Below are 24,931 nucleotides of genomic sequence, written 5' to 3' on the forward strand. Positions count from 1 at the left end.
CTCATTGGTGGCTAAGTGAGTCTATTTAATTCTGTTTACCTTCTCTCTCAACAGAAAGAGAAGTGAGTAATAAATTCATTGCGGGTGATTGTACTTAGCTAGGCGGGCTCATCCCACATAAATTGGTTAAATTGAGAGAGAATGGTGTCTAATTCATCATTAAACACATTCATCAACTTGCGTTTGCCACCACGACGCCTGTAGTTACCGGTTTTGAAGGTGTCTTCATCCAGTACCACTTTGTCTTTAATCGATGCAGCTAAACGTTCCAGCCAGTTGAGTTGTTCTTCGTTCCAGTCATTGGCGGCTTTAATTTTGTTTAGGGCACGGTCGACACGTTCATCAAACGGCAATAAGGCATCACCAATGGAAGCTCTTCGAATATGACCAATCAATTTAGCAGCGATATCCTGATTTTTAGCTACCTTCCAAGCACTGCGTAAACTCGCATCATTAAAGTTTTGGCTGTCAAACCACTCTTGTAATTCAATCAGTCCTTTACGGGTTAAATCTCGCGGGCGATTGACAATAATGTCTAACGCTTCTTGCTGGTTGGTTGACACTTCCACTAGTTGGTCAAACGCTTCAAGGAAATCTTCAGCTTTATCAAACTCTCCCCAACGCTGAGAAACTTCCGTCACTTCATCAGGTAAATCGGTAAAGATTGGCATCTCCCGAAGAGCGTTGATTTCGTTCTTCAAATTATCCAAACGGCTGACCATATTTGTCATTTTGTTAAACACTTCAGCAGACCACTTTGGTCCTTTCTGCTTCAGTGTTTTTGCAAAGCTGGCGAAATCACACCCTGCTGCATCACCACAGAGTTCATCAAGACGCTTAATTTGGTCATCCACCCGTTTAGATTTATTACGGTTAAACTGAGCGTGGCTGATAATACGCTGCAATTTAGCAACCAGTTGTTCGTGGCTATGTTCAGCAAAGCTACGCCCGTCAGCCTCTATCACTTTATAGGTTTTCGAGTCGGTGATTTCGTTGACTAAGGTTTGCAATTCTACTTGCGGGCGAACCACCACAGGGCGCATGGTGTCGACACTTTGCAGAGTCGAATACAAATCTACCGTATCAAAAATACGGAATGAGCTCTTACCCACTTCTGGACATAAGCGAGTAGCGCGCCCTTTCATCTGTTCATAGAGAATTCGGCTGCGTACTTTGCGCATGAAGACCAGGTTACAAATGCTTGGAATATCAATACCCGTAGTGAGCAGATCAACCGTCACCACAATGTTGGGTAAGCGTTCTTTATTGAAACGGGTGATCATCGACTGCACTTTGGTGGAATCTTTATCGGAATCACCGGTGATTTTGATGATCGCATCATGCTCTAACTGAGGATACTTAGCTTTAAATGCCGTACGTAGCTCTTCAACCACAGTATCTGCATGAGTGTTATTCACACAGAACACCAGTGTTTTTTGTGGGCTTGTCGGGTCAATGTGTTTAACCAGTTCCTCACAAATCACTTTGTTAAAGTTTGATGCGATTAAGTTGCGGTTAAAATCTGCGACTTCAAAACCTTGTTCATCTTCCATCGTATCGTCTATCAGTTCTCCCTGGTTAGACAGACGCTGAACCTCAGAGCCTTGAGAAAGATAGACGCCCTCTTCACTCAACTTAGTGATAATTCTGATTGGCGGCTCCTGGTCACATAAGAAACCGTCAATAACCGCTTTACGATAGCTATAACGATAGACAGGCTGTTTCTTTTCACCGCCAAAAATATCGACGGTATGTAGTGCTGGGGTTGCCGTTAGTGCCACTTTTACTGCATCGAAATGATCAATAATTCTGCGGTATGAAGAAATGAAATCTAACTGATTACGGAACTTCTCTTCACCTTCCGTCTGCTCTTTATCCAGTATGTAACCACGGTGCGCTTCATCAACAATGATGCAATCGTAACGCCCAACAGGCATCACGTCGTCGCTTTGCAAAGTACGCTTCACCAACGACTGCACAGTCGCCACATGAATCTTAGTGCTATCTTCAGGGAAGCGATCGGTTAACCCTTTGATGTTAAAGATGGCATTAAAGGTATCGCCTTTAATATTCGTATCTTCAAACGAACCTAGAGCCTGATTTCCAAGAGAGGTTCTATCAACTAGGAATAAGACACGGTTGAAACGCTGTGACTGAATTAATCGATACATTAACGCAATCGCGGTACGGGTTTTACCTGTGCCGGTCGCCATTGCCAATAAAATATCTTGCTGACCAGAAATAATCGCGTTTTCTACCGCTTGAACCGCTTCTTCTTGATAGTAACGCAAACCAAGATCGCTCATATCTGCATTATCTTTAAACCAGCGGTTCTGCAGTTGAGTGTCGTTTTCTAACTTAGCTAACAGTTCTTCTGGACGATGCCATTCAGGTAGGGCCTGAGGCATATTGGTGGCATGACGAACATCGCGATACCAGATACCACTTTTGGTTTTTACGGCTGCACGATAATCACGACCATTAGCCGAGAAACAGAAAGGAACTTTAAAACATTCACTACCCTGTGAATCCGCCCAGGTTGGCAAATAAAGGGGCAAGGCTTCAGCCACTTGTGCTAATGAGTCATCATCGTTTGCGGCATTCTCTAATTCGTGACGAAGAAAATTAAAATCGAAATATTTGCTATATCGGTAGGCTTCGGTCAGCTTGCCTGCTACATCTTTATTGGCTTTTTTCGCTTCAACGACACCCACCGGCTTTAAACCCGCAAATAACACGTAATCTGCAAAGCCCATCTTGCCCGTTTCATCTTTGCCTGTAGGCCATTCAGCAATAGCGATATTGCGTCCTTTCTCAGGGCGAGTACCGTTCGCAAAATTGAGTAACTTTGTATCCGCATCCCAGCCTGCTTTTCGTAACTGGGTATCAATTAGATAGCGAGTTTCTGCTTCTGAAAGGTCTAAACTACGAGATGCAGCCTGATTAGTTATTTGCTGTTTATAAGCTTTACGCTCTGCTTCTGTTTTCTTTGATAGCTCTGATTCTTTTTCTGCTAGCTTTGCTTCCAGAGCTGCAATACGCGCCTCAGATTGGTCCTTTGTTTCTTCCTGCTTACTTTCTAAAACGGAGATATAGCCACTTAATGCGGTAAGTTTAGCGCTCTGCGCTTCAACCTCTGATTTAGTCTGTGTTTCAGCCTGACGAGCGATGGCAAGTTCCTGCTTAAGAGAAAGCACTTCTTGCTCATAATATTGACTATTTTCTGAGGTAGGTAAATCAAATTGAGGGACGGCAAAATCAAGGTTTTTAGATACTAAGCGGTAGTACCAAACACCCAGTCGGAATGACAACCGTAAGCACATTTCCGCGTCTTGCAAATCATCATGATATTCGTGAACTGCCTGATTACCGATTCTTCTTAGCTTATGAAAAACACCAAGTATAGAGTCATCAACAAAATGGACTTTACCCAGTTCTCTCAACAAATCATTCTGATTTTCAGGGATTTCAATATCCAATAGTTTAGCGAGATGCTTCGCAGTCGCCTCACCAAACATTCTCAGCTTTACCAGAGTCGTATTCGGATCGTCTGGATAATTTTTTTCAGCCGCACGAGCAATGGCGAACAGGAAGTCATTTACTCCTTTCAAAAACTCAAAGTTAGACCTAGCCATTCGCCTCTCCATCTCTTTTATCGATGTTCATTTAAATCCATTGTATCTGACAGTTGCTCTCTGATAATGCAACCCGGTAGCGTTGCTCCGTTCCTTCAGAGCTAGAGTTTATTTCTAGTTTATCCGCTATTTTTAACGGCAGTTCTTTTCTAAGCTTACGATTTATGTTCGAGCAGATAGGCTGAAGGAACTCTCGCTCCATGCCTGACAATGTAGCGTGATCCCCTACCTTAAAATCCTCTGGTGTTGTTTTAAAGGTATTAAACACTCTCGGGTCTGCCGCTAATTCACTGTATTTATTAAGGTAATCGATACTGTGTTGCGGGTCGTCTTCAAAATATCGGTCGACAACTAAACCTGCACTACTCTTTTCATATAACCATATATAGAAAGCCATCTCTTTAGCTGTGAGCTTAATATCCACACCTGCTGTTGTGAGAATCTTTGCGGATGTATCTATAACGACATGAAGGTCATTTTTGTGACTTGTGTTAAGCATGCCTACAGTCTGGCTAAACGAAAGGTTTGCCATTGAAGTTATCAGACTTGGTTCAACAGATTCACGCATACGAACAAAGGGAATTTCGGCTAAAGTAACTTGAGCTTGGCTTAAGTCAATTTCACCCTGACCATACTTGCCTGTCACCCACTTTGATTGCTTAGTTGGATACCAAAAGTCACGAACAAATTCATAATCATCATCAACAAAGACATGACTGAGAACATCCTGGGACCGCCCAAACATAGACATTGCGTAACCAAAGTAAAACGCCATCGTTTTACGTCCACCAGCTAAAGAAGCGTGAATACTGGTATTACTGTCTTGCGTAAGTTCATACACCTTGCGGGTGATAAAATCAGCCATTGATGTTTGATCTTCTATCGACTTGGCATCGTCAATATACTCACCATTTTCATCTTCAATCAGCCAAATATGACTTTCATTAAATTTGAAATCTGGCAATTGATATTCATCTTTCAGAGCTTGTAAGTGTCCATCTCGAAACAAGCCATTGACCAGTGTACTGAGGCTGCTTTGGGTCGTAATAACGTAAACCGCCTCAGGGAACGGTCTTCCACTTTGATGAAGAGCAAATAAGGTTTCCGTTAAAACCTGGGGGCTAGCGCCGACCGTTGAAATAAGAATATTTTTCATACTGTTAAGTCTTATAAAGCTTATTTGTTTTTATCGACTTGCTTATCCAAGAGAGCCAAACCATATATCTCTACTTTAGTAGGGCTGGCTTCCCTTGCCTTCGATACAATCGACTCTATATCCTTGGTCGTGTCAGTTCCATATTCAGAGAATATCTCGTCAAATATGGTTAGCGCGACTATCTGTTCACTTGGCATGCTTTGAGACAGAGATCTGGCGAGTTTTAATTGGAGTTTTTCATCACCGCGTGATCTCAACATTCCAATAACCTGATTGCGAATCCGCAAAACTCTAGTTCTATTCAATAGTGAATACATCCCCTCTTGTATCGCTTCGAGATCTTGATCTGTTTTGTATAATTCTTTGGCGAGATCCAACGCTTTTTGGTGTTCAGACTCAGCATCTCTATTGATAAGTTGTAAACATTGTATTCGCGTTTGGACAGCAGCATCTTTATCAAGTACATCATTTACCAAAGGTTTCGAGGGAGAAACTTGTTTCTTTTGAACAATCTGCTCTCTATCAAGCGTATGAGTGCTAGCGATTCCCATATCAAGGCGGAATTTTTGAGCAAATTCGATTGCACTTAGATGACCATTTTTCGCCGCCCTAACAATCCACTCTTCAGCGCTTTGCTTTAACTTTCGATCACTACGATTATTTCTTAAGATCGAAATTCCAGTCAGGTACATCGCTTCAGGGTTCCCTTGGTCAGCTGCTTTACGTATAAAGCGCTCATACTCATCGTTGTCACCCAATTGCTTGGCCATTAATGCTCTGGATAGATGGATATTACTTCTCTCTGAAAGACCTTTTGCTTCACCAAACTTTCCTGTCGCGTTCTCTATTTTCCAAAAGTTCTCAACCCACACCTCCAAATGCTTTTTGCGCGTATCAAGATGCTCTAGAGAAGGTTTGGGTAAGCCTGACTCAACATTAAATAATCCTAACTCTCTTGATAGGCCCTTAAATTTAGTTGTGTCCTTATTTGGTATTATTTGAAATTTAGTCCGGAGTAATTTCTCGCAGAAGAACTGCCAACAGGCTAAGTGGTCATGAACATCTAGCTGTGTCATCGCACGAATATCAGCAATAGTTAGATCTGAGCTATCAAATAGTTGCTTGGCATGCCAATCATTGTTTTTAAAAATTCTAGTTTCACCAAGCTCACCGCGTAAAAATTCAACTACGATGATGTCTTCTATTTCAAACACGTAAACTTCAATAACTTCTGTATCTCGCCCACTAATTTTAGTGACATAGTCAGGTACACCACCGTTATGAGAATCTACAAAGTGGTAACTAGTTTCAGGCAGCAAAACTCGAACTCGATCAAACCTTGTGCTGTAGTTAGACCAAAACTTTGAGCGACTTCTAATCTGACGAACTTCATATTCCGTCAACCCTAGTTCACTCTCGGCGTGGTCAGAATATAAAGCAGATGAAATGGCATATAGGTCGAAGTAGCCAGTAAGGTTAAACTTTTTCTTGAGTATTGAGCGTTCACTCTGCGTCAAAGAAGTCCAAAAACTATCTGACGTGTTTGGTAAACAGTGTTGTTCTATCACGTCATGGCATTGCTCGCCAAAGCTAAACATAGCTAAGTGACTAATCAAATTACTACAGAACTGGACACGCTGTTGTGTTGTTTTAAGAGCATAGAAGTTAGAAATTAACCAGAGGTCGTCGTTCGTCGACAGATCTGTTTTCGGGATTACATTTAAGATTTTTTGCTCAACTAGTCGCTGATAACTACTTGCTTGTGGTAAGCGCAGAAGCTTTATATAGGAAGCTACGCTCCTATTTACTTGGTAACACATTTCCACCATAGATTGGTATTGCTGTGACTTTAATGCTAATAACCAATCGAGTTTAAGTGCATCGAATTCGTTCCAATTAGGTACAGTGCGAGCTATTTCGATTGAGTCAACCAAGTCTGCAACAACTGAGCTGGGTTTGTCATCTAGGGATAAACCCAGCTTAAACATCGCAATATCACCTAGCGTCGAGTGACTTCCAATACCTGTCCAAACAGCAATACATGCCATTTGTTTCTCACTAACATCTAAATTGTTCCACTGATTTTGATTTTCTATCGCGTCCAGCCATTCAAATATGTGAATAGTGTTTGTTCTACCGGCACGAACGAGTTCAATAATTTGTTTGATCGTCTTAGGAGGGAAACTAGGTAAACTTCCCTCAAGTTCGCCCATATCAAAGAAATCATCAAACGACATTCTATCTAGGCTATTAGCTCCTAAAACCACTGGCTGATTAAAAGTAAACCCTTTGCTACTCAACGGACTTTACCTCAGAAAAATAGCCCAAGAATTGGTCATCTTTAAACTGGAATCTGAACTTTACTTTACGGTCTGACGGATCTGTTTGCTCTTGGTTTGCTTCAATAGGACCTCGACCCGAAATGACAGCCTTTTCAAAGAATGGATGTTTATGCTCAAAAGTCATGTCATTAATGTATTCGGCAACGCTATTCGCCCTTAATACACTCAGCTCCATATTACGATTAAAGGCACCTTCGGAGCTTGAGTGGCCTTCAATTACAATACGGCTAACTTCATCCGCCGTTCGATCTGACTGAAAGATCACGTTTGAGTAAATCGGCACAAACTGATCAAGAAACTCCTTACCCGATGTCTTTAATCGATATTCGTTTCGGTCAAAAAGGATGGAATCGAGGATAGATATATCACCCGTTTCGGGGTTTGCCTGCACTTCTATTCCTGCACTTTCTAACGCATCGTTAATGCCCTTAATGATGACAATACGCGTGTTCTGGCTGTTTTCATGGACTTCAGAGATCTGAACCAGTGCACTAATCAAAAGCAAGGCAAATATCATCAACAGAACAGACATTAGGTCACCTACCGATAACCAAACTCCTGACTCTTCTGCATCAGCTGTTTGTATTGCCGTTCGTAAATTACGCATTAAACTTCAGCTCCTGATACAGCTCTTTCGTCAGCTTCAAATTCTCTGCGCTGAACTTGAGAGTTAATTAAGTAGCCAGCGGCCTGCGATAACTTATTGTGGATAGAGCTAGCTGCCGCATCAAAGTCATTAAAGAAGGTCTCAAAACTTTGATTTGCCCGTGTGAAGTAATCATCCATAGCCTTAGGTAGGTTCTCAGTTACATCATTGAACGCTGCAGAAGCTTTCGAGTACTCCAACTTAAGTTGGCCAATCTCGCGACCCATCGTCTGTGCTGCGTCTTGCAACTCGGCCATTCTTGCAGAGTCACTCAACCCTACTGCTTTCACTACTTGTTCAATTGTCTTTGCAGACTTTTGTAAATTCTCATGTTGCAGCGTTAGTTCTTTAAGAAGGTTATGACGGGTTTGATATTCACTCTCAAACACTTCACGGAAGTTATTAACAACTCCATTCAAACCATCTCGCTGTTTACCTAGGCTGTCTTCTAAAAGGTTATTCTGTTGCGTAAAGTAATCCGACAAATTTTCTTGGTATTGCTTTCTAAACGCTTCTAGCTCAGTTTGAACCGTGTTCGACATGTTGAGCACTTTAGTATCAATGTCACCAAGGCCAGAAATAAGCTCAGTTTTTGCGTTCAACATCAAGTCACTTGCGTCTGAACCGACTTTCTCAAGAACATTTGTCTGCTTGTCAAAGACGGTTTGTGACTCAACTAAAAGTGTTGTAATACGTTGCTCTACATTCTCAAATAGAGCCTTTTCCGCATTTTGACGTTCCGTCAATGCATTATCCATATTGTCCTTGATACCTTCGAACGCAGATGCTGCTCTTTGCGCACTATGCTCGAACGCAGAGCGTTGCTTCTCCATCCCGTCCGTTGCACTATCAAGCATTGTTTGAACTTCTTGAGCAATCGATGTCATCGCTCCTTGAGTATCGTCTTTGAAGCTACTCAGAATTTCTTTTAGTGATTCCGCAAAACTTTGTAGCTTAACCATGGTTTCTTGTTGGAACTTATCAATCGTTTCAACAGTTTCAGCAGTGCGTGTTATTACTTTCTCAACATTGCTGTTTAGCTGTTCGGATACTTCGTTATTTTTCGCTACAGCGTCTGCTGTTTTCTCAAGTTCAATTACGACTGGCTGGACTAGATCTTTTTTCATTTGATCGACCAACAGTTCAACTAATTCTTTCTGATTTTGTTCTTTTATGTCTTTCAGTGACGCGAGCTCACTCTTTATACCTTCAATGGTTGGAACTAGCTGCTGTTCTATCGAGCTAGTTACAGCTGTTGAGACTGTTTGTCCGATCAATTCACCATTCAACGTTTGCCCAAGTTCTGAAAGCTCACCGACAACTGCACGCATGCTGCTAGCTAGCTCTTCCATTCCTTGCGCGGATTTAATCTGAGCTTGTAGGGCTTCTTGTTGATTCTCATTCGAAATATTTTTTAGATACATAACAGCACTCGCTTCCATGTAGTGCTGGGAAATGGTGCTTGTGAAAGCTCGCTGTGCTTTTGCAATTTTGCTTGATGATACCTTCATCACCGCCATAAAAATTGCTGATAGAGATAGACCTGCCAAAGAGGTATAAAACGCGGTTTTCATCCCTTCAAGTAACTGGGCAGCGGACGCGAGAAGCGCCTTTGACTCACCGGCCATTGTAAATTCGCTGAGGCCTAAAGTAATACCTAGGAATGTTCCTGTAATACCAATACTTGTCAGCAATGCCGGAACTAACTTATACCTGTTGGTATCATAATGTGGCAGCATTTGAGAGACGGGAGATTTAGAAAGCCATTTGCCATTCTTTTGCTCGATCAAATATCCATCATTTTCGACTTCGTATACTAAGTGATCAGTGACCCAAACAAGTTCTTCTGACGTCAGCGCATCCGCTTTTAGTATTGCGCTTGAGTTTCTATTGGAGATGCTAGAAATCAGCTCTAAACGGCGTATCTCTTTGTTTGTTGTCAGCCATTCCCTAACAAAAAAGAATAGGAAACACCCGATAGTTGCAGCAATGATCATCGTCGTCACTGGGTCGCTGAATAAGTTTGTGAGTAATTGAGGCATTTTTTAGTCTACTGTCTAATTAGTTGGGATAGTTCGTTTGGTGTAAAGAGCTCTTCAGCTAGTCTTTGCGGTAGGTGCTCAGCGTCATGCCTAAGAACACCATTTAAAGGTATTGGAGATGTCAATCTGACGCTATACATTGGCTCGCCATGTACTTCAGAATCAGTGGCTACCACTAAGAAAACGTCTTCAGGAAACTCTCTCAGAAGAGTGGCTTGCAAAGATGATTTAGTAGCACGAAAAGACTTTGTGGCGCTGAAGTCTGTACCGAATTCATCTCGAGCTAGTTTCCAAGCATGGTTAATACAGATGATACGTTCAAGTAACTCGTCAATACGTAGTTTCATTATCTATCCCGCTTTATTACCAACGTAAGTTATGTGCTTGAGTTCGGTAGTCAGCCAAAAACTCACTAATCGTTAGGACGTGCCAGCCTTCTTGGATCGCGTCATCAATATCATTTTGTGAGATAGCAATACCAAACTTATGAGCAGGCCAAGCCAATTCAATTTTTGCAACAATGTCGCCAAAGCCATCGCCCACGTAGTAACCTACTTCTGGTAACTTTGTTCCAAAGTCTTTACAAGCGTGAAGTACACCATGAACCCCAGGGTCAGCATATTCAAATAACCTTTTCCAACTACCTATATCCTCAAGTAATCCCTGTTCATTTCTGAGTTTATTAATGAGCTGCCTTTCCGAATGGCTTACCGCCATACGAGAGTGCATAGGCTGTTTACTGTGGCAATCGATACATAAAGCTTTGAGGTTTTTCGGCCGATTATCAGATTTCACCCCACTGATATGATGAACATGTAGAAGGTGTCGATGTGCTCTAAGCTTCACGTTGCATTGCTCACAAGTAAAATCCTTTTCGACACGATAGTGAGAAGATACCTTAGTCCAATCTTCGCTATAACCTGTTTCTGCGGTCTCAGCTTGGCGTGAGGGCATATGTGGGAAAAACGAACTGTATGTAGAAAAGAATTCCCCCATATCAAAGGTTCTTACGATTGAACTGATATCTGCAGTGGTGTTGCAACCTTTATAGTTGAGCTTACGTAAACAGTTCTGACAAACTTTCAACCTGGCTTTAGTTTCCCCATAGCCTGAGTCAACAATAAATTCACCGGAAGTATTGTTAGTGACAACATAGCGCTCAAAACGGCCGCTAGCTCTCATTGACTGAAGTGTTTTACAGTCTGAGACATGGAAGCGAGCACTTGAACCGTTCGCTTTGATATAAAGGGTTACGTGACGCCCTTTATAACTTAGAAGACCAGATTCAAGCTCAACATCCTTAAGCTCAACGTCCTTACCCTGTTCTAACTCTGCAGAAATCTTATCGATATGACTTTCTTGAAGATCCAAGGTGAACGCACCTTTTATTTCCGGCTCCATCACTTCTATCGCGTGCATTAAAGAGCTAAGGTTAAGCGTTAACTTCATCCCTCCCCCAAGATCTTTAAGATCTGCTCTTCTGCATTCGTAATTACGCGGAAAGAAACCCGACGGGATCGCTTCTCATCTTCAACACCATCATGCACAACTGCTTTGGAAGATGAATAACCTACCGCCGCTACGTTATTTTTTACCCACCCGTAATGTTCGCGACTTACTTCTTCGAGATTCATTACGTAACCAAGAACGGCACGAGTTCTCGATTGTGATAATCGCATGTTATTGAAATAAGCCTCGTAGTCGCTCGAATCATGATTCCAACGACTCGAAGTATGTCCTTCAATTTTTATTTCTTGAATAATTGGCTTGTACTGCTCAAGAACTTTAAGGTAACGAGGGAAAAAATCGTCCAAGATGATCTGAAACTGCTCAGTTAAATTTGCTGCACCATTCGCAAATAGTACTTCCGGTGCGGTAAAGTTAACGCTCAGCGTATCTCTGTCGATTTCAGCCCCCCACTTATCCAGGTCTTTAGCGAACTCTTCCAGCAATGAAATATAAATAGCTTGCTGTGTTTTTTGATATGTTTCAGCTACTTCTTTTATTTTGTCGCGTTCTAACATTGCATCACGCATTAGAGCAACCGATATAAACAAAAACACCATCATCAAACCAGCCATAAGATCTGACACTGACATCCAGTGTTCGCCACTGTCACCTGTTGTTTTAGCTTTTCCGAATAACTTTTCCATGACTAAACTGCAATTTTGCTATTAACAACATTAGACATTTCACGAGTTAGCTTTTGATAATCACGAGTAAACTGTTGCGTGATCGTCGCAAGTGCTTCGCCCATTTCATTCATTGTTCGGTTAATTTCCTGCTGCATTTGCAGGTCTAGGACTTCCACTTGTTTTTCAACTGCGCTACCAGTCTTTCCTACAGACTGCGTTACTTGATCTTCCAAACTATCAAATGTTCTTCGTATAGCTTGCGCCTGCACTTGGAATATATCTTCTAATGTGGTTTCCAAACGGTCATGAAGTTTGGTAATTGCTGACGTTGTTTCTGTCTGAATTTCTTTCGTGCTGCTTAGCAGCTCTTGATTTGCTTCTTTCAACACATTACCCGTTTCACGCGCATCATCCTTAATGTCGGCAACAAGCACGCGTAACTGGCTGTTAAGCTCGACAATTGAATCTTCCAATTGTTGCTTAACTTGCTCGGCGTTGTCTGTCAGGTATGTGGCACTATTCTGCAATGCACCCGATGCTGTAGTCACGTTGTCAGTAATATCATTTGATGCTTCTGCCAATCGTCCTCCAATTTCTACCGCTCTTGTTTCAAGCTCAGTAGAAACTTTTTTCGCGCCATCTTCTAAATTGGTACGCATGGTCTCTACACTTTGGTGGGCGGTAGAACTGAAGTTATCGATAATTTTTTGAGACTCTACAAGCATCGATTCATAATGAGTAGAAGCAGCTTTTACAGATTCTCCAATCACGGACATAGTTGTATCCATCTGCTCTTTTATTTGAGGCATTGCTTCTACTGCTTTGTCCCTCAAATCTTTAAATGCCTCAAGTCTGTGTTCAAGCTCAGTAACTTGCCCATGACCTAACTCCATAACTTGATGAAGTTTTTCCATTGTTGCAGGAATAGATTCAGCACGCTCATTGATGCTAGCAACTGATTTTTCCGTCGAAGAAATTGCATCAACCCCTAGTTGGTATTTATTTGACATATCTTCTAACTGATTTTTGTAATTTTCTTGCCAATCAACCAGCTTTTTCACCGACTCATCTAAACGCTTAAAGTTTTCACCAAACTGTTCAGTTAGCTTGTCATTGAATTCAACAATTACTTCTTTAAGCGCATTAATAACTTGCTCTGTCGCTGATTTCGATAGTAGCTCGCCAAACTCATCCATCTTTTGCCACAATTTATGTTGAAACTGTTCGCTGTTCTCTGCAGCTCTTTCCAGATGTCTGCCTAATGACTTTTGTCCATCATTGATGTCTGTACGAAGGTTCTTAATCTGAGAGGTCAACGATGAATCTTCATCACCTTTGATAGCTGATAACAGCTCATTAGATGCATTTAGCTGAGCAGACATAACAGAATAGATTTCTTCTGGCCCAACACTCTTGACAGCGGATTCCTCTTTTTGCGGAATAGCACCAAGAATCGCCTTGTAAACTATGGACGCAGCCATACCGACCAAACTGGTCAAAAAGGCAGTTTTTAACCCCGCAAGTAACGACTCAATGCTTCCATCAATATCCGACGGATTGAACTCCATTAAACCAACAACAATACCCGCGAACGTGCCTAGGATACCGAGAGAGGTAAGAATGTTGGTGGTACTTGCAGTGAACCTGGGGGCCTTGCCTAGAAATGCAAGAACACTCGACAATGCTAGAAGCAGTAAGATCACATATATGAAGGCATCTGAAATAGAACCAGCCGTATAGGACGCTATGAACGTTGCAAATAATTCTGTCATCTTTTAGTAAATTTGTTGTATATAAATTTACAATACTAGGACAAAAGCATGACACAATCTATGACTTTAATAGAATATGAGAATATGAATTTGATACAGTTGTGAGAAACCACTGATGCATCATTTAGTTAGACATTATTTCGCAACTCAATCCTTCTTAAACTCAACAACATGTATATCGTTATAAGATGCAATGCAACTAATCACTTCTGATTCTCGGGTGTTCAAATTTATCTGTGTCTTAAAGCCAAAACTAATAACCATGTGGCATAAATCTGTTAACTACCGAACAAAAATCACATCGAACTCATAGGGTAATTTCTTAATAATTAGCGGAATCTGCTAATCTTTTTAAGCAACTATCTTCTTATGTTTATATTTACTTACATTAGTGGTGTACTTTTCATGTCGAGAAAGTTCATAAGTCTTCAGATCGATGCCCTTGAAGCTCTTGTTGAGCAGCATAAGGGCGACCGAGTCACTCTAAAACAGATAGATGCTGAGTTGTCCTATAGACGCATAAGAAAGCGCAATACGGCTCTTAGAAATCATATAACGTTACTTTTGAAAGAAATTGCAGATCATAAAAGAACAAAAAGTAAGTCAACCTCAAGCAAGTCGACAAATAAAAGTGCGATTAACAATAACACCTCCCCCACCAAACATTGGGAAGCGCCAATAGAGAATTATGACAAGCCTTTAGTTTCGATTTTTGAACGGATTCGCAAAAAACTGTTAGATTTACGTCGAGCATGGATATCTTAGTTGAATGAAGTTACTCTGCGATTGAGGACAGTCTCGCAGATAAAAATGCCACACGTGCTGAATCGGACTTAAGCAATTTACTTGTACTTGCCCGTGCTACTGATGTTGCTTTTCTATTGACCTGCCCCCAAGAACTAATCCAAAAAAAGAGCCGTGCCCTGCCAACTGCAACGGCTCGTTTTGCTGAAGAGCTAGTTGGGACACTTAGCCAATAACTTTATGCTGTAGCCACCCATTCATGTCAGTCTAGCCCGTTCATAACTTAAACAATAATCGAGAACAAAGCCTATCTATGGTCTCCTGTGAGCCTTAGGACCTAGCCACCAGCGCTGTTTTAGAAAACTGTCCAGTTTAGGCACGAACATCCCAGTGGCGCGCGGGTGCCATGACGGGTCTTCTTCCTGCCTTTCTCTCAACCACTCAAGTAAAACAATGACTTCTTCATTCGTCAATGCAGCGTTATACCAAGCTCTTTCCGCATCTAATATATCCAATCGTCTGTGTTCGGGATAAGTTGAATAGAAACGTAAAAACTCCTCGTTCACAACAGGCTCTGCTTTCACCGAAGCGTCATCTGTTAATGGTTCAGCAATGCCATATGGCCTTTGCTCTGCTTGTTGTGTGGCATTGACCAAGTCAGGTTGACTGTTCGAGTCTTTTTCCATGATTTTCTCCTTCAGATTTAAAATTCATGTTTCGTCACATCGCGCGATGGACTCTTGTAATAAGTCCATACGAATAGTTTTTAAAATCTGTTGAAACACAAAAAAAGACGATCATGATATCGGGCCCATTGCACTGGGTTGTATATCTGTTTACATCTGACAATAAGCACTATCTCTGTTCAGGCTACCTCACAAGCTCTAACGATCTGTATTCTCGTCAAGCATTCAAAAAACTATTTCTGCGAGCAATCTCCACAGACTCATTTCTAATTCTGCCGGAATCTTGTTTCTTCTATATATCTATCGGCAAGAAGTAACAGCAATAAGTAAGGAACAAGATGGCAAAGAAGAATTTGCTGACTGCGTTAAAAGTTGAAAAAACATCATGCTCACCAAACGAAAAATCATGCAGGTTATACGATGGGGGTGGTCTATCTCTAGTGATATACCCTTCTCAACATAAAGCTTGGCATATGAGAATTAAGAAATTGAACGGCAAAGAGACACTTTTAACTTTTGGTTCTCTTGACTCTATCTCTTTGAGTGAAGCTCGAGAACTACGTGAGACATTGCTTTCAGCAAGGCTACAGGGAAAAGAACCAAAGCACGTTTTGAGCAAACTACGTCGAAATAGCAAGTTAACAGTAGCAGAATTAATGTTAGCGTTCCTCGACGAGAAACGAAACACGTGGAAAGAAAGTACTTACAAAGGGGAATTTAATCGCGCCAAAAAATACTTAATTGATTCTCCATTTGGTTCTATTCCCGCAGATGCATTAACTGTCGAGCATATCTATGATTTTGCACAAAATATGGACAAGAAGGGTTATAAAAGTCAACACAAAAAAGTTATCTCTTTGCTAAAGCGCGCATATGATCTCGGGAGTATAAAATATGAGTTGGACACAATTGACGTGAGTAAAATCAGTCAATTTCTTACTAAACGTAAATCTAAGCCCCACGCTTGTATAGAAATAGAGGACTTGCCTGCTGTCAACGCGCTTATTACTGAGTCAGGATGTTCTTTACAAATAAAATTGATTTGGGATTATCTATTTTTAACATCGCAACGTGTTCAAGAGGCGACGAAAAATACGTGGAACAATATTAACTTTGACGATATGACTATCACAATCCCATCCGAGCTATCGAAAAATGGTCGTAAGAACATTATCCCTATTTCACCTCAAACTCACCGCGTTTTGATGCTAGCAAAAGTGGTCTCGAATGGAAGTAATTATATTTTTCCTTCACCTCGTTTAACTCTAAACCAACCAATTAGTAAAGATGCGTTAGGGAAATTACTGAGAAAGAAAGGACTTAAAGGAAAAATGTCTACACATGGTATTCGTTCTATTTTCAGTAGCGAAATGCACGAAGAGCTCGACATCACTGAATCATTGATCATCGAAATGATACTGTCTCACACAGATAAAGATCACATTCGAGAAATCTACAATCGCAGTAAGTTTATAAGCAAGCGTCGCGATGTCCTCGAGCGTTGGGGAAACATGTACGAAGAAATCACAAAAGATTGCAGCTGCACTGATGTTGTTGAAAATGAACTCGTACGACTCAAACTTTTACCATCTTAGGAAAAGCAGCCTAACTTCTCCAATCCCATATCTGTTACCGAGCGCTAGCATGAGCTTTTGTGTCTAGCTCTCATTTATTTCACCACTCTCTTATTAATGAAATTGGAATTTATTGATATGTTCACAAAGCATCAAATTAGCGAAATATTGTCTATTTCGGAAGGAACGATAGCCAAGTTGCCGAACTTTCCCGAGAAAATTGACAGTCCATATCTAAGTAATCTGGTGCTCTACAAAAAAGACGACGTATTCACTTGGCTTTGTAACGTGATAAACACAAGAGAGGGTTGCAAACACTATCAAGGTGAAATTGAGAAAGAACGCGTGATCAGACTGTCAGAGCTGACCCGTATCTTAAACGTCTCCAAGTCACATATTTATACTCAAGTTGAGAAAGGCAACTTGCCACGCCCTATCAAACTGGGCAAAAGGGCTTCCGGTTGGCTGTTGAGCGAAATTAACGAGGTTCTTTTGCAAAGTGGCTTAGACGAGATAGCTTAATAAAAACCAAGGGCACTATACCTGTAGTGCCCTTTACTTCATTTTGCTTACAACTCGATAGTTGAGTAACTTGTTAGACCATGCGTCAAGCCCACAACATGTTTGCTCCACCACTCTAGTGCACGTTTTCTTTTCTGGAAAAACTTATTGCGGTTATAGGCATCCCGAATACCATCTCTGTCAGTATGAGAAAGCAGGGCTTCTATGACTACCGACTCAAAGTCTGTGCGCTCATAGAGTGTTGTACTGCCGAGCGAACGCGTACCGTGGGATGTCATCTTCCCTCCCAGCCCCATCCTTTTAAAAGCAGCATTTACCGTCTCACTATGCACGGGCTTTCTTAGAGAGTTTCTTGAAGGAAACACGTACTCACTGCCGCGACATAGATGCTTAGCAGCTTTCAGAATAGCGATAACCTCGGGTGTAAGAGGAATTTTATGCATTAACCTATTTTTCGCACGCTCCGCTGGTAAGTACCATATTTGCTCCTCAAAAGAAATTTCTTCCCAACGAGTACCGGTTGCTTCTTTAGAACGAGTAAGCGTGTGCAATTGGAACTCGAAAAGTAACTTATTGGCGGGTCGCATCGTCGACTGTACAACCATGGTCAATAAGTCAGGCAATTCACTGATATCAATACAAGCAAAATTACCCCGCTTGGGCTTCTCAAAAACGTCAGCCATGCTACCTATCGGATTATGGTCAATGTATTCATTATTAACGGCATAGTTCATGAGCCGACGAAACAGCGCAATAGTACGAGTCACTGTCTCCAACTTCCCTTTCTTTTCCAGCGGTCGCATCGCATCAATCAGCATCGCAGCCTTGATTTCGGAAACCGGGATAGAGCCTAATTTAGGATAGATATGTTTATTGAGCTTTTGCCGATAGCCCTCAGCGGTTTTGTGCACAACGCGTGTAGCCGCTTTCTCTAGCCACATCTCTCCAATTTGCTTAACCGTATTGCTTGCGCTGCGCTTAAGTTCGACTTTACGATTTCTTTGTACAACACTCGGATCCAAGCCCTGAGCTCTCAGTTTTCTGAATTCCGCTACTTTTTTTCTCGCTTCAGACAGAGTGATTTCTGGATATCGGCCTAAACCAAGGTTTGAGTCACGTCCATCTGGTTTCCTAAACCTAAACTCCCAAGCTTTAGTACCTGAGGCTCTAACGACTAAAGATAGCCCGTTCCCATCACTGAATCTTTGAAATGGCTTGCCGTTTGTGACCTTGGCATTCTCCACAAACTTTGTCGTCAATTTTGTCTTCATAGCACCCTCAATTTTGTCGAAAATGTATAGTTTTATCTGACTTCATTGAGCTCAATTTTGGCTATACATATTTTTGAGGAAAACAATTTAATTACAGCAAGTTATAGCATTCCGTACAGCCCTACAGGACTATACGGCTTGTATAGGTTTTCGCGTTAAAACATGTATAGTGATGCCGGCGGGAATAGTAAACTATACATTTCCCTATACATCAAATGCGTGGATTTTAGTGAGACGTGTGGACGTTAATGATAGGTAATTTCTTGATTTATAAACGAAAAAAGACGTCCTAGGACGTCTTTCTTCAAGAATGTGGCGGTGAGTGAGAGATTCGAACTCTCGATACGTTGCCGTATACACACTTTCCAGGCGTGCTCCTTCAGCCACTCGGACAACTCACCGAATCAAATTTTGGTTAGCATCATTGGCTAACGAGGCGCTAATTTAATGATTATGTGCCTGATGGTCAAGGCTAAACATAAAAAAAAGCGCCCTTTTCGAATCGATTGCTCACTAAGTAACTAAATTAAGCAAAACTGGGGCATTTACATGCTTTGAGAATAACCGGGAACACGGAACCAACGGCGGCACATATCCAAGAAGTACCCATACAACACACCCATGCCACAAGAAATAACAGCGTTACTTGCCACTGCGGTCACAATTTGATCTGTAGACGCGCCAACCGCGAATAAGATACCCGCATAAACTGGAGATTGAAATAGTACATAAGCGACCAGATCAGAGATGTTTTTCATAAAGGAAGACGGTGACACCTTACTACCTTGATGCAGCACCCAATCACGAAAAACCCCATACGGCCAAGCAATGGCGATATTCACTGGAATCGATAGCGTACGCGATGCTAGAGATTGCTCAAATGTCATCCCTGAAATCAAAATCTCGACAATCATCCCTGTGATAAAGCAAAAAACAACCATAGCAAAGGTATCCGCTGCGGCGTGACGAATACAAAATGGTCCACGAGACTTCATTTACAAAACCCTTAAAATCAAACACTGCAATTAATAAAAATAATAAAACTATTAACCACTAAAAAGACGCCAAGCCAGTTAATGATGCAATTAGAACACACAAAAACTAGCTTATGGTTCCGTATTTAAAATTAAGTTGTAAATTTATAACCAACTTTTAAAGTAAAAGTAGTTTTTTTCACCAATGACGAGTAAAAACGCCTAAAATCACGTAAAAATGGTACAAACAAACGGATTTCACTTACATAAAAAGGGGTTACGATAATTATTTTGACGTAAAGTTAGAACAAAACTCGGACTGTAAACAGTCATTCCTATAGCTTATGCTACCAAGCTGCAAAAATTCAGAGTATTACCGATATAATCACAGTAGAAGGTCTTGCAGTTTTACTCGTAAAAGTAAAACTGCAAGCCTGTTCATTGCGGGTTAGAAGAGTTTGTCACGAAGCTGGATGACGTATGAATAGTAAGAACAATTCACAGTTGCGCCATATTGATTAAATTATGGTGAGGCCAGCAAAATCGTTAATGTATCGATATCATCTTGGTCTGGGGATTGCTGACGCTTTAAGTTACTTCTTATCCGTTCGGCGACTGAAGAAACGTCGTCACTGAGTTCAAGGGGAGCCTCCGCAATGATCGCTGAAATAGCCTCAAGTGCTTCATTAAGATGTCCATTATCTAGAGCGACATAGAAGTTGAGTAACCACTTTTCAGCATTAAAGCTATCTGCTGCATTTCCATCAAAGTCCGATTGGTACTGATATAACTGTGTCGCATGAAGATACAGTGCATCATTTAATTCAGACTCCACTATTGGTTTCGCTATTATGTGGTCTGCTCCTACATTAATCATACGTTCTTGTGTTTCTTTGAACACATCCGCTGTACAGCCAAAAATCAGTACCGACTTAGCAGGTGAACTCATTGCTCGAATGGCTGATATGGCCCCAACGCCATCTAGAACAGGCATATGATTATCCATCAGTATCAAATCAAATGGTTTGCTCGCAACCTCATCGACTGCAAGCTGACCATTTTCGACACTTGTGCACTCAAAGCCCTTGGCTCGGAGGAAAGTTTCCATAATGATCGCATTTGTTCGGTTGTCTTCAACAATGAGTGCTTTCAACCCTTTACAGTTCAATTTATGTGTATTGATTGACTCTACTTTACCCGGCTTGCAAGGTGTAAGGGCAATTTCGACAGTAAAAGTCGTTCCAGCGTCCTCCTGACTCTCTACAACCACTTGCCCACCCATATGTTCCGCGATTTCTTTGACTATTGCTAAACCAAGCCCTGTACCACCAAACCGCCTAGTCGTTGATGACTCCGCTTGCTCAAAAGGACGAAAAATGCGTTTTTGTGCCTCTTTTGAAATACCAATTCCTGTATCTTTTACCTTTAGTATCAGCTTGGTGCCTGCCTTACTCGATTTCTCGGCTAGCTCTACCTCTACGATGCCACGATCGGTGAACTTAACAGCGTTATTGAGTAGATTGAACAGTACTTGACGCAAACGGGCTTTGTCATTGTTGTACCAACGACCCGTTGGTAAATGCGAGACTACTCTAAAGCGAAGACCTTTTTCTGCACATAGAGTTTGATAAACACTCTTGATACTGCCGATAATCGACTCAATTGGGAAAGGCTTATTTTCAAACTCAACATGCCCTTGTTCAATTTTTGAGTAATCTAAAATCTCATTGAGTAATGTCATCATGTGATCACCTGAATCATAAAGTGTTCTCAGGTGCTTACGCTGCTCATCGGTAAGTGGTGTTTTTAACAGTATCTGGGCAGTTCCTAGTACACCGTTCATTGGTGTGCGAATCTCGTGGGACAATGTGGCTAAGAATGCCGTTTTAGCGTTTGTCGAAGCCTGAGCTTTTATTCTCTCCTGCTCTAAATAGATCGTCTTTTCATTGAACTTCTCGATAAGCTGTCCGATTTCGTCATCGCTATCGTAGTCAATATCTATGATCCCACCAGTTTTCGAGTCATCAATCTTAGCGGCAATGCGAACAATTGGTTCAACAATATAGCGATTCAGTAAGTAGTAACCGACCAAGACACACAAGAGCAAAAATGGAATGATCCTCCCCTCAACGCTCATCACTTGTTCAAACACTTGATCGGCGACTTTAGCTTTTGCGTTGACAACTTCCATGCGCCAATCGAACTCTCCGAAATCAAGCTCGCTGACATAAATTTCGTCCGTCAGTTGAAAGTTGTGCTCAATAATCACGTTTGAGTCAGCATCGCGAACCACTACCCCCAAAGAATGCTGGTTCGTGTGCTCTCGAATAAACTGAAAAAGTGCATCAAGTGATAGGTCTACCGTTACAACTCCAGCGAATCGACCGTTTTGGTAGTACGGAGAAGACGCGGTAATCATCTGGACCTGAGTAAAGGTATCGATGTAAACCGTAGACCAACTAACAGAACCTACCGGAGCATCGGCGGCAGCGACATACCAGGGTTCATTATCATAACCGCCAGATTCGGGGTTATTGTAGGAGTGAATTTGGTCAATACCACTATCACTGTTTTTATTGAAGAATAGACTTTTATATCTCCATTGTTCTGCTTTGAGTTCGGGTTTAGGCCATACGCCACCACTAACAAGCATCTTGTCACTCAATTGAAGTATATGTGGAATTATTGTGTTGAGAGATTGAATATTTTCAGTCCCTTGGGCTAGCCCTACTAAGCTGCTCAATACACCTGTAGAACTGAGGAGGGGCTCTTTTATCTCAAGAGCCAGGAGTTGGGTACGTAACTCTAGGTTTTGCTCTAGCTTTTGTCTAACCGGTGGCTCAACAACCAAATAGGCGACAGAACCGATAGTGGCGATAAAGAAGCACAGGTAAAGTGTTAGGGCGAGAATGCTTTTTTTTCTAAGTGATGAGCGAATTTCCATAGATGTGTGAATCATTCCCTAATATCGATTTATCACTAATTGATTGGTAAGATGAGCGCAATCAACCAGCCCATTAACAAATGGTATTCTATTTTGAAACTACAAGACATCCTTTCTCTCCCAGAACTTGACGGTAAACTACTAAACCTAGCAAAAACTCAAGGCTTTGTAACAGCGATGGCTGCAGCGCCAAACGTATTAATGCCTCAAGAGTGGTTGCCATTCTTATGGGGTGGAGAAGAAACAGCGCCATTTACTGACGGTGAACAACTAGAGCAGTACATTGACGAGATTGTACAAATGTGGAACCAAACTCGTCCCGCTCTCCTAGAAGGCACTTGGCAGTGGCCTGCAGGGTGCGCGCTAGATGAGCAAGACATTGTAACAAGTCAGGCTCGCGATTTCTGTGAAGGTGTATTACAAGGCTGGCAACTTGCGCGTGATGACTGGGAAACGTTGATGCCTGAGGATAGCGAAGATAATGCCCTACTCGGTGGTGTTTTACTTTCTCTTACTATGCTTTACGACCCAGAAACAACCATTGAAACATTGGCCGAACAAGGTATGGAAGGCTTAGAGCAGTTTGAAGAGATCTTCAATGCAATGCCAGTGATGTTATGTGGTCTTACCCAGCGCGGTGTTGCATTAGCTGAAGAACAATAGACGCAACGCTGTCGACCATCAAGATTGAACGGCTGAATAGACAAAAAGCTCTCCAAATGGAGAGCTTTTTTGATCATGTTAAAATTACATGTGGAATATACCGCGCCATATCTTGAGTCACTAAGCTACTGTCTTCCCTAATCGAAATACCGGCAGCTCTATCATTGACCAACCAACTGCCAATTAACGTATGGTTGTGCCCAAACTTAGGTAGTGGATGGTATTGCTGGACGATATTGAATTTAGATTCATAAGGCCCTGACGTTTTAACAAAACGTTTTCCATCGATGACGATCTCGATGTTCGCGCCCTCTCGAGAAAATAGTGGCTTGATGACATAATCTCTCATAGTGTTCGCTTTTGAATCGTTAGCAAAATAAGCGGGCAAAAGGTTCGGGTGATTAGGAAAGCGCTCCCACAATAACGGTAAAAGTGCTTTATTGGATAGAATCGACTTCCACATCGGTTCTAACCAGTTTACGTTCGCAGTCGCTAAGTACTTCGCATATTCCTCTTCAAACATAAACTCCCAAGGGTAAAGCTTAAACATCCAACGAATCGCTCTGTCGTCAGCATCCACAAACAGACCATCTTCCGTCACTCCAATATCTTCGACATGCACGAATGCCGTTGCTAACCCTGCCTCTCGCGCGCAATCCTCTAAATACTGGACAGTCCCTTTATCTTCTTCAGTGTACTTGCAGCAGCTAAAGTGAAGTGTTTGTCCTGGTTGGTATTTTGCTATTTCGGCAAAGCGCTCGATCAAAAAGTCTTGAAGAATATTGAATTGATCCGCGCTCTGGTGAACTCGACCTTTATTTACAACATCTTCTAGCCACACCCACTGCCAAAAGCCAGTTTCAAACAAGCTGGTTGGCGTATCCGCATTGTTTTCCAGTAATTTTGCTGGCGAGGTCCCGTTGTACGCGAAATCCAGCCGCGAATAAAGCGAAGGTTCGCTTCGTCTCCATGAAGAAGCGACCTGCTCCCACATAGATTCAGGGATCGCACATTGCGTCAGCAACCGCTCACTCCGAACGACTTCATCCACAATAGCCAGGCACATCTGATGCAGCTCTTCAGTGGGCGCTTCTATATCGCGCTCAATTTGCTCCAGCGTGAATTGATAGTAAGCACTCTCATCCCAATACGGTTGGTCATACATGGTATGGAAACCAAAACCAAACTGGCGTGCTAATTCACGCCAGTTTTCGCGCTCTTGTATTTCTCGTCGAAACATAGTGCTTTTTAACCGCCTCGACTGACCGACACCGCTTTACCAAACCCGCCTCGAGACATCGCCCTGCCAATGGTGCCGCCACCACGTTTATTAAGGCTATTCGTCGCAACTTTGGTCGGCTGATTTCGGTAGGAGCCAAAGAATTGTCCTGCTCCATTATAGAATTTGGATTTATAACGGTACATCGGCTCTGAGTAATAGCTCTTGTTATAACCTTTCAACCCGCTTAATGAGCGACTGTAAAAAAAACCGCCAAAGTTAGGTACATAAGCTCGGGAACTGGAACTGTAGTAACAATCATCCTCGTAGAAATCATTCTCGCATTCGAACTCGCTGCGGTAGCGAGGGGCATTTTGTTCGGCACGAGCTAAAGCTTCTTGGTATGCAATGTCACACTGTTCACTAAACTCAGGCGAGTTAGATTTACACTCATCAGCATCAGAAAAAATGTACCCTTCTGTTTTTGACTCGTACGTAGCAAAGAAGAAAATACCACCAAAGGCAGCAAAGGGAAGAATTTTCCCAAGCTTTAAGCTTTTGTCCATGGAAGAACGTTTAACGTTAGAACTCCGCTTCATCGTTCCT

19 protein-coding genes and 1 tRNA gene are annotated in these 24,931 nt (G+C 41.9%); 4 read left to right on the top strand and 16 right to left on the bottom strand.

The annotated features are described in order from the left end of the window. Positions 1–98 precede the first annotated feature (98 nt). The 9 genes from hsdR to J4N43_RS10245 are packed head-to-tail and all read right to left on the bottom strand — an operon-like array spanning position 99 to position 13,728. Positions 99–3,635 (bottom strand): type I restriction-modification system endonuclease, encoded by a 3,537-nt coding sequence (gene hsdR, locus J4N43_RS10205; RefSeq protein WP_182016306.1) that lies wholly within the window; start codon positions 3,633–3,635, stop codon positions 99–101. Positions 3,636–3,666: 31 nt separating this feature from the next. Continuing rightward, positions 3,667–4,791: a CRISPR-associated ring nuclease Csm6 gene (csm6, locus tag J4N43_RS10210; protein ID WP_182016305.1), complete on the bottom strand. Its 1,125-nt coding sequence runs from the start codon at positions 4,789–4,791 to the stop codon at positions 3,667–3,669. A gap of 20 nt (positions 4,792–4,811) precedes the next feature. Then, entirely contained in the window at positions 4,812–7,091 is a 2,280-nt protein-coding gene (locus J4N43_RS10215; RefSeq protein ID WP_182016304.1) for an EH signature domain-containing protein, read from the bottom strand. Next, positions 7,084–7,740: an OmpA/MotB family protein gene (locus J4N43_RS10220; protein ID WP_182016303.1), complete on the bottom strand. Its 657-nt coding sequence runs from the start codon at positions 7,738–7,740 to the stop codon at positions 7,084–7,086. Before J4N43_RS10220 ends, J4N43_RS10215 begins: the two co-directional genes overlap by 8 nt. Continuing rightward, a complete protein-coding gene (locus J4N43_RS10225) occupies positions 7,740–9,821 on the bottom strand; it encodes an anti-phage protein ZorA-like protein (RefSeq protein ID WP_182016302.1) in 2,082 nt (693 codons plus the stop codon). Before J4N43_RS10225 ends, J4N43_RS10220 begins: the two co-directional genes overlap by 1 nt. Positions 9,822–9,829: 8 nt before the next feature. Next, entirely contained in the window at positions 9,830–10,168 is a 339-nt protein-coding gene (locus tag J4N43_RS10230) for a hypothetical protein (RefSeq protein ID WP_025631785.1), read from the bottom strand. Positions 10,169–10,184: 16 nt separating this feature from the next. After that, a complete protein-coding gene (locus J4N43_RS10235) occupies positions 10,185–11,270 on the bottom strand; it encodes an HNH endonuclease (RefSeq protein WP_182016301.1) in 1,086 nt (361 codons plus the stop codon). Continuing rightward, a complete protein-coding gene (locus tag J4N43_RS10240) occupies positions 11,267–11,974 on the bottom strand; it encodes an OmpA family protein (protein WP_182016300.1) in 708 nt (235 codons plus the stop codon). The genes J4N43_RS10235 and J4N43_RS10240 overlap by 4 nt, the downstream gene beginning before the upstream one ends. 2 nt (positions 11,975–11,976) lie before the next feature. After that, the gene (locus tag J4N43_RS10245; protein ID WP_025631790.1) at positions 11,977–13,728 is read right to left on the bottom strand and encodes a coiled-coil domain-containing protein; all 1,752 of its coding nucleotides are present in this window, start codon (positions 13,726–13,728) and stop codon (positions 11,977–11,979) included. Positions 13,729–14,133: 405 nt separating this feature from the next. On the opposite strand from J4N43_RS10245, the gene J4N43_RS10250 reads away from it, so the two are divergent. After that, positions 14,134–14,493: a hypothetical protein gene (locus J4N43_RS10250; RefSeq protein WP_182016299.1), complete on the top strand. Its 360-nt coding sequence runs from the start codon at positions 14,134–14,136 to the stop codon at positions 14,491–14,493. A 290-nt stretch (positions 14,494–14,783) separates the two neighbouring features. Here J4N43_RS10250 and J4N43_RS10255 read toward each other — a convergent pair whose 3' ends face one another. Next, a complete protein-coding gene (locus tag J4N43_RS10255) occupies positions 14,784–15,158 on the bottom strand; it encodes a hypothetical protein (protein WP_182016298.1) in 375 nt (124 codons plus the stop codon). Between the two features lie 338 nt (positions 15,159–15,496). Between J4N43_RS10255 and J4N43_RS10260 the strand changes: the two genes are divergently transcribed. Next, complete coding sequence (locus J4N43_RS10260; protein ID WP_182016297.1) at positions 15,497–16,753, top strand: tyrosine-type recombinase/integrase; 1,257 nt, start codon at positions 15,497–15,499, stop codon at positions 16,751–16,753. 117 nt (positions 16,754–16,870) lie between these two features. Beyond that, positions 16,871–17,254, top strand: a complete 384-nt coding sequence (locus J4N43_RS10265) for a helix-turn-helix transcriptional regulator (protein ID WP_182016296.1) — start codon at positions 16,871–16,873, stop codon at positions 17,252–17,254. Between the two features lie 47 nt (positions 17,255–17,301). Here the strand turns inward: J4N43_RS10265 and J4N43_RS10270 are convergent, their stop codons facing one another. From J4N43_RS10270 to J4N43_RS10285, 4 genes are all read right to left on the bottom strand, one after another. Continuing rightward, positions 17,302–18,525 (bottom strand): tyrosine-type recombinase/integrase, encoded by a 1,224-nt coding sequence (locus J4N43_RS10270; RefSeq protein WP_182016295.1) that lies wholly within the window; start codon positions 18,523–18,525, stop codon positions 17,302–17,304. 313 nt (positions 18,526–18,838) lie between these two features. Next, positions 18,839–18,926, bottom strand: a tRNA-Ser gene (locus J4N43_RS10275). Between the two features lie 144 nt (positions 18,927–19,070). Then, positions 19,071–19,520, bottom strand: a complete 450-nt coding sequence (locus J4N43_RS10280; RefSeq protein WP_005378276.1) for an L-alanine exporter AlaE — start codon at positions 19,518–19,520, stop codon at positions 19,071–19,073. Between the two features lie 502 nt (positions 19,521–20,022). Then, entirely contained in the window at positions 20,023–22,443 is a 2,421-nt protein-coding gene (locus J4N43_RS10285) for a hybrid sensor histidine kinase/response regulator (protein WP_005378277.1), read from the bottom strand. 51 nt (positions 22,444–22,494) lie between these two features. Between J4N43_RS10285 and J4N43_RS10290 the strand changes: the two genes are divergently transcribed. Then, complete coding sequence (locus tag J4N43_RS10290; protein WP_005378278.1) at positions 22,495–23,106, top strand: YecA/YgfB family protein; 612 nt, start codon at positions 22,495–22,497, stop codon at positions 23,104–23,106. A 73-nt stretch (positions 23,107–23,179) separates the two neighbouring features. On the opposite strand, the gene J4N43_RS10295 is transcribed toward J4N43_RS10290, so the two are convergent. Together J4N43_RS10295 and J4N43_RS10300 are read right to left on the bottom strand one after the other, a co-directional pair. Continuing rightward, positions 23,180–24,346: a glutathionylspermidine synthase family protein gene (locus J4N43_RS10295; protein WP_042522104.1), complete on the bottom strand. Its 1,167-nt coding sequence runs from the start codon at positions 24,344–24,346 to the stop codon at positions 23,180–23,182. 8 nt (positions 24,347–24,354) lie between these two features. Then, complete coding sequence (locus J4N43_RS10300; protein ID WP_025766906.1) at positions 24,355–24,924, bottom strand: DUF1190 domain-containing protein; 570 nt, start codon at positions 24,922–24,924, stop codon at positions 24,355–24,357. Positions 24,925–24,931: the final 7 nt, after the last annotated feature.

The organism is Vibrio sp. SCSIO 43009, assembly GCF_023716525.1.
GTDB classification, from domain to species: Bacteria; Pseudomonadota; Gammaproteobacteria; order Enterobacterales; family Vibrionaceae; genus Vibrio; species Vibrio alginolyticus.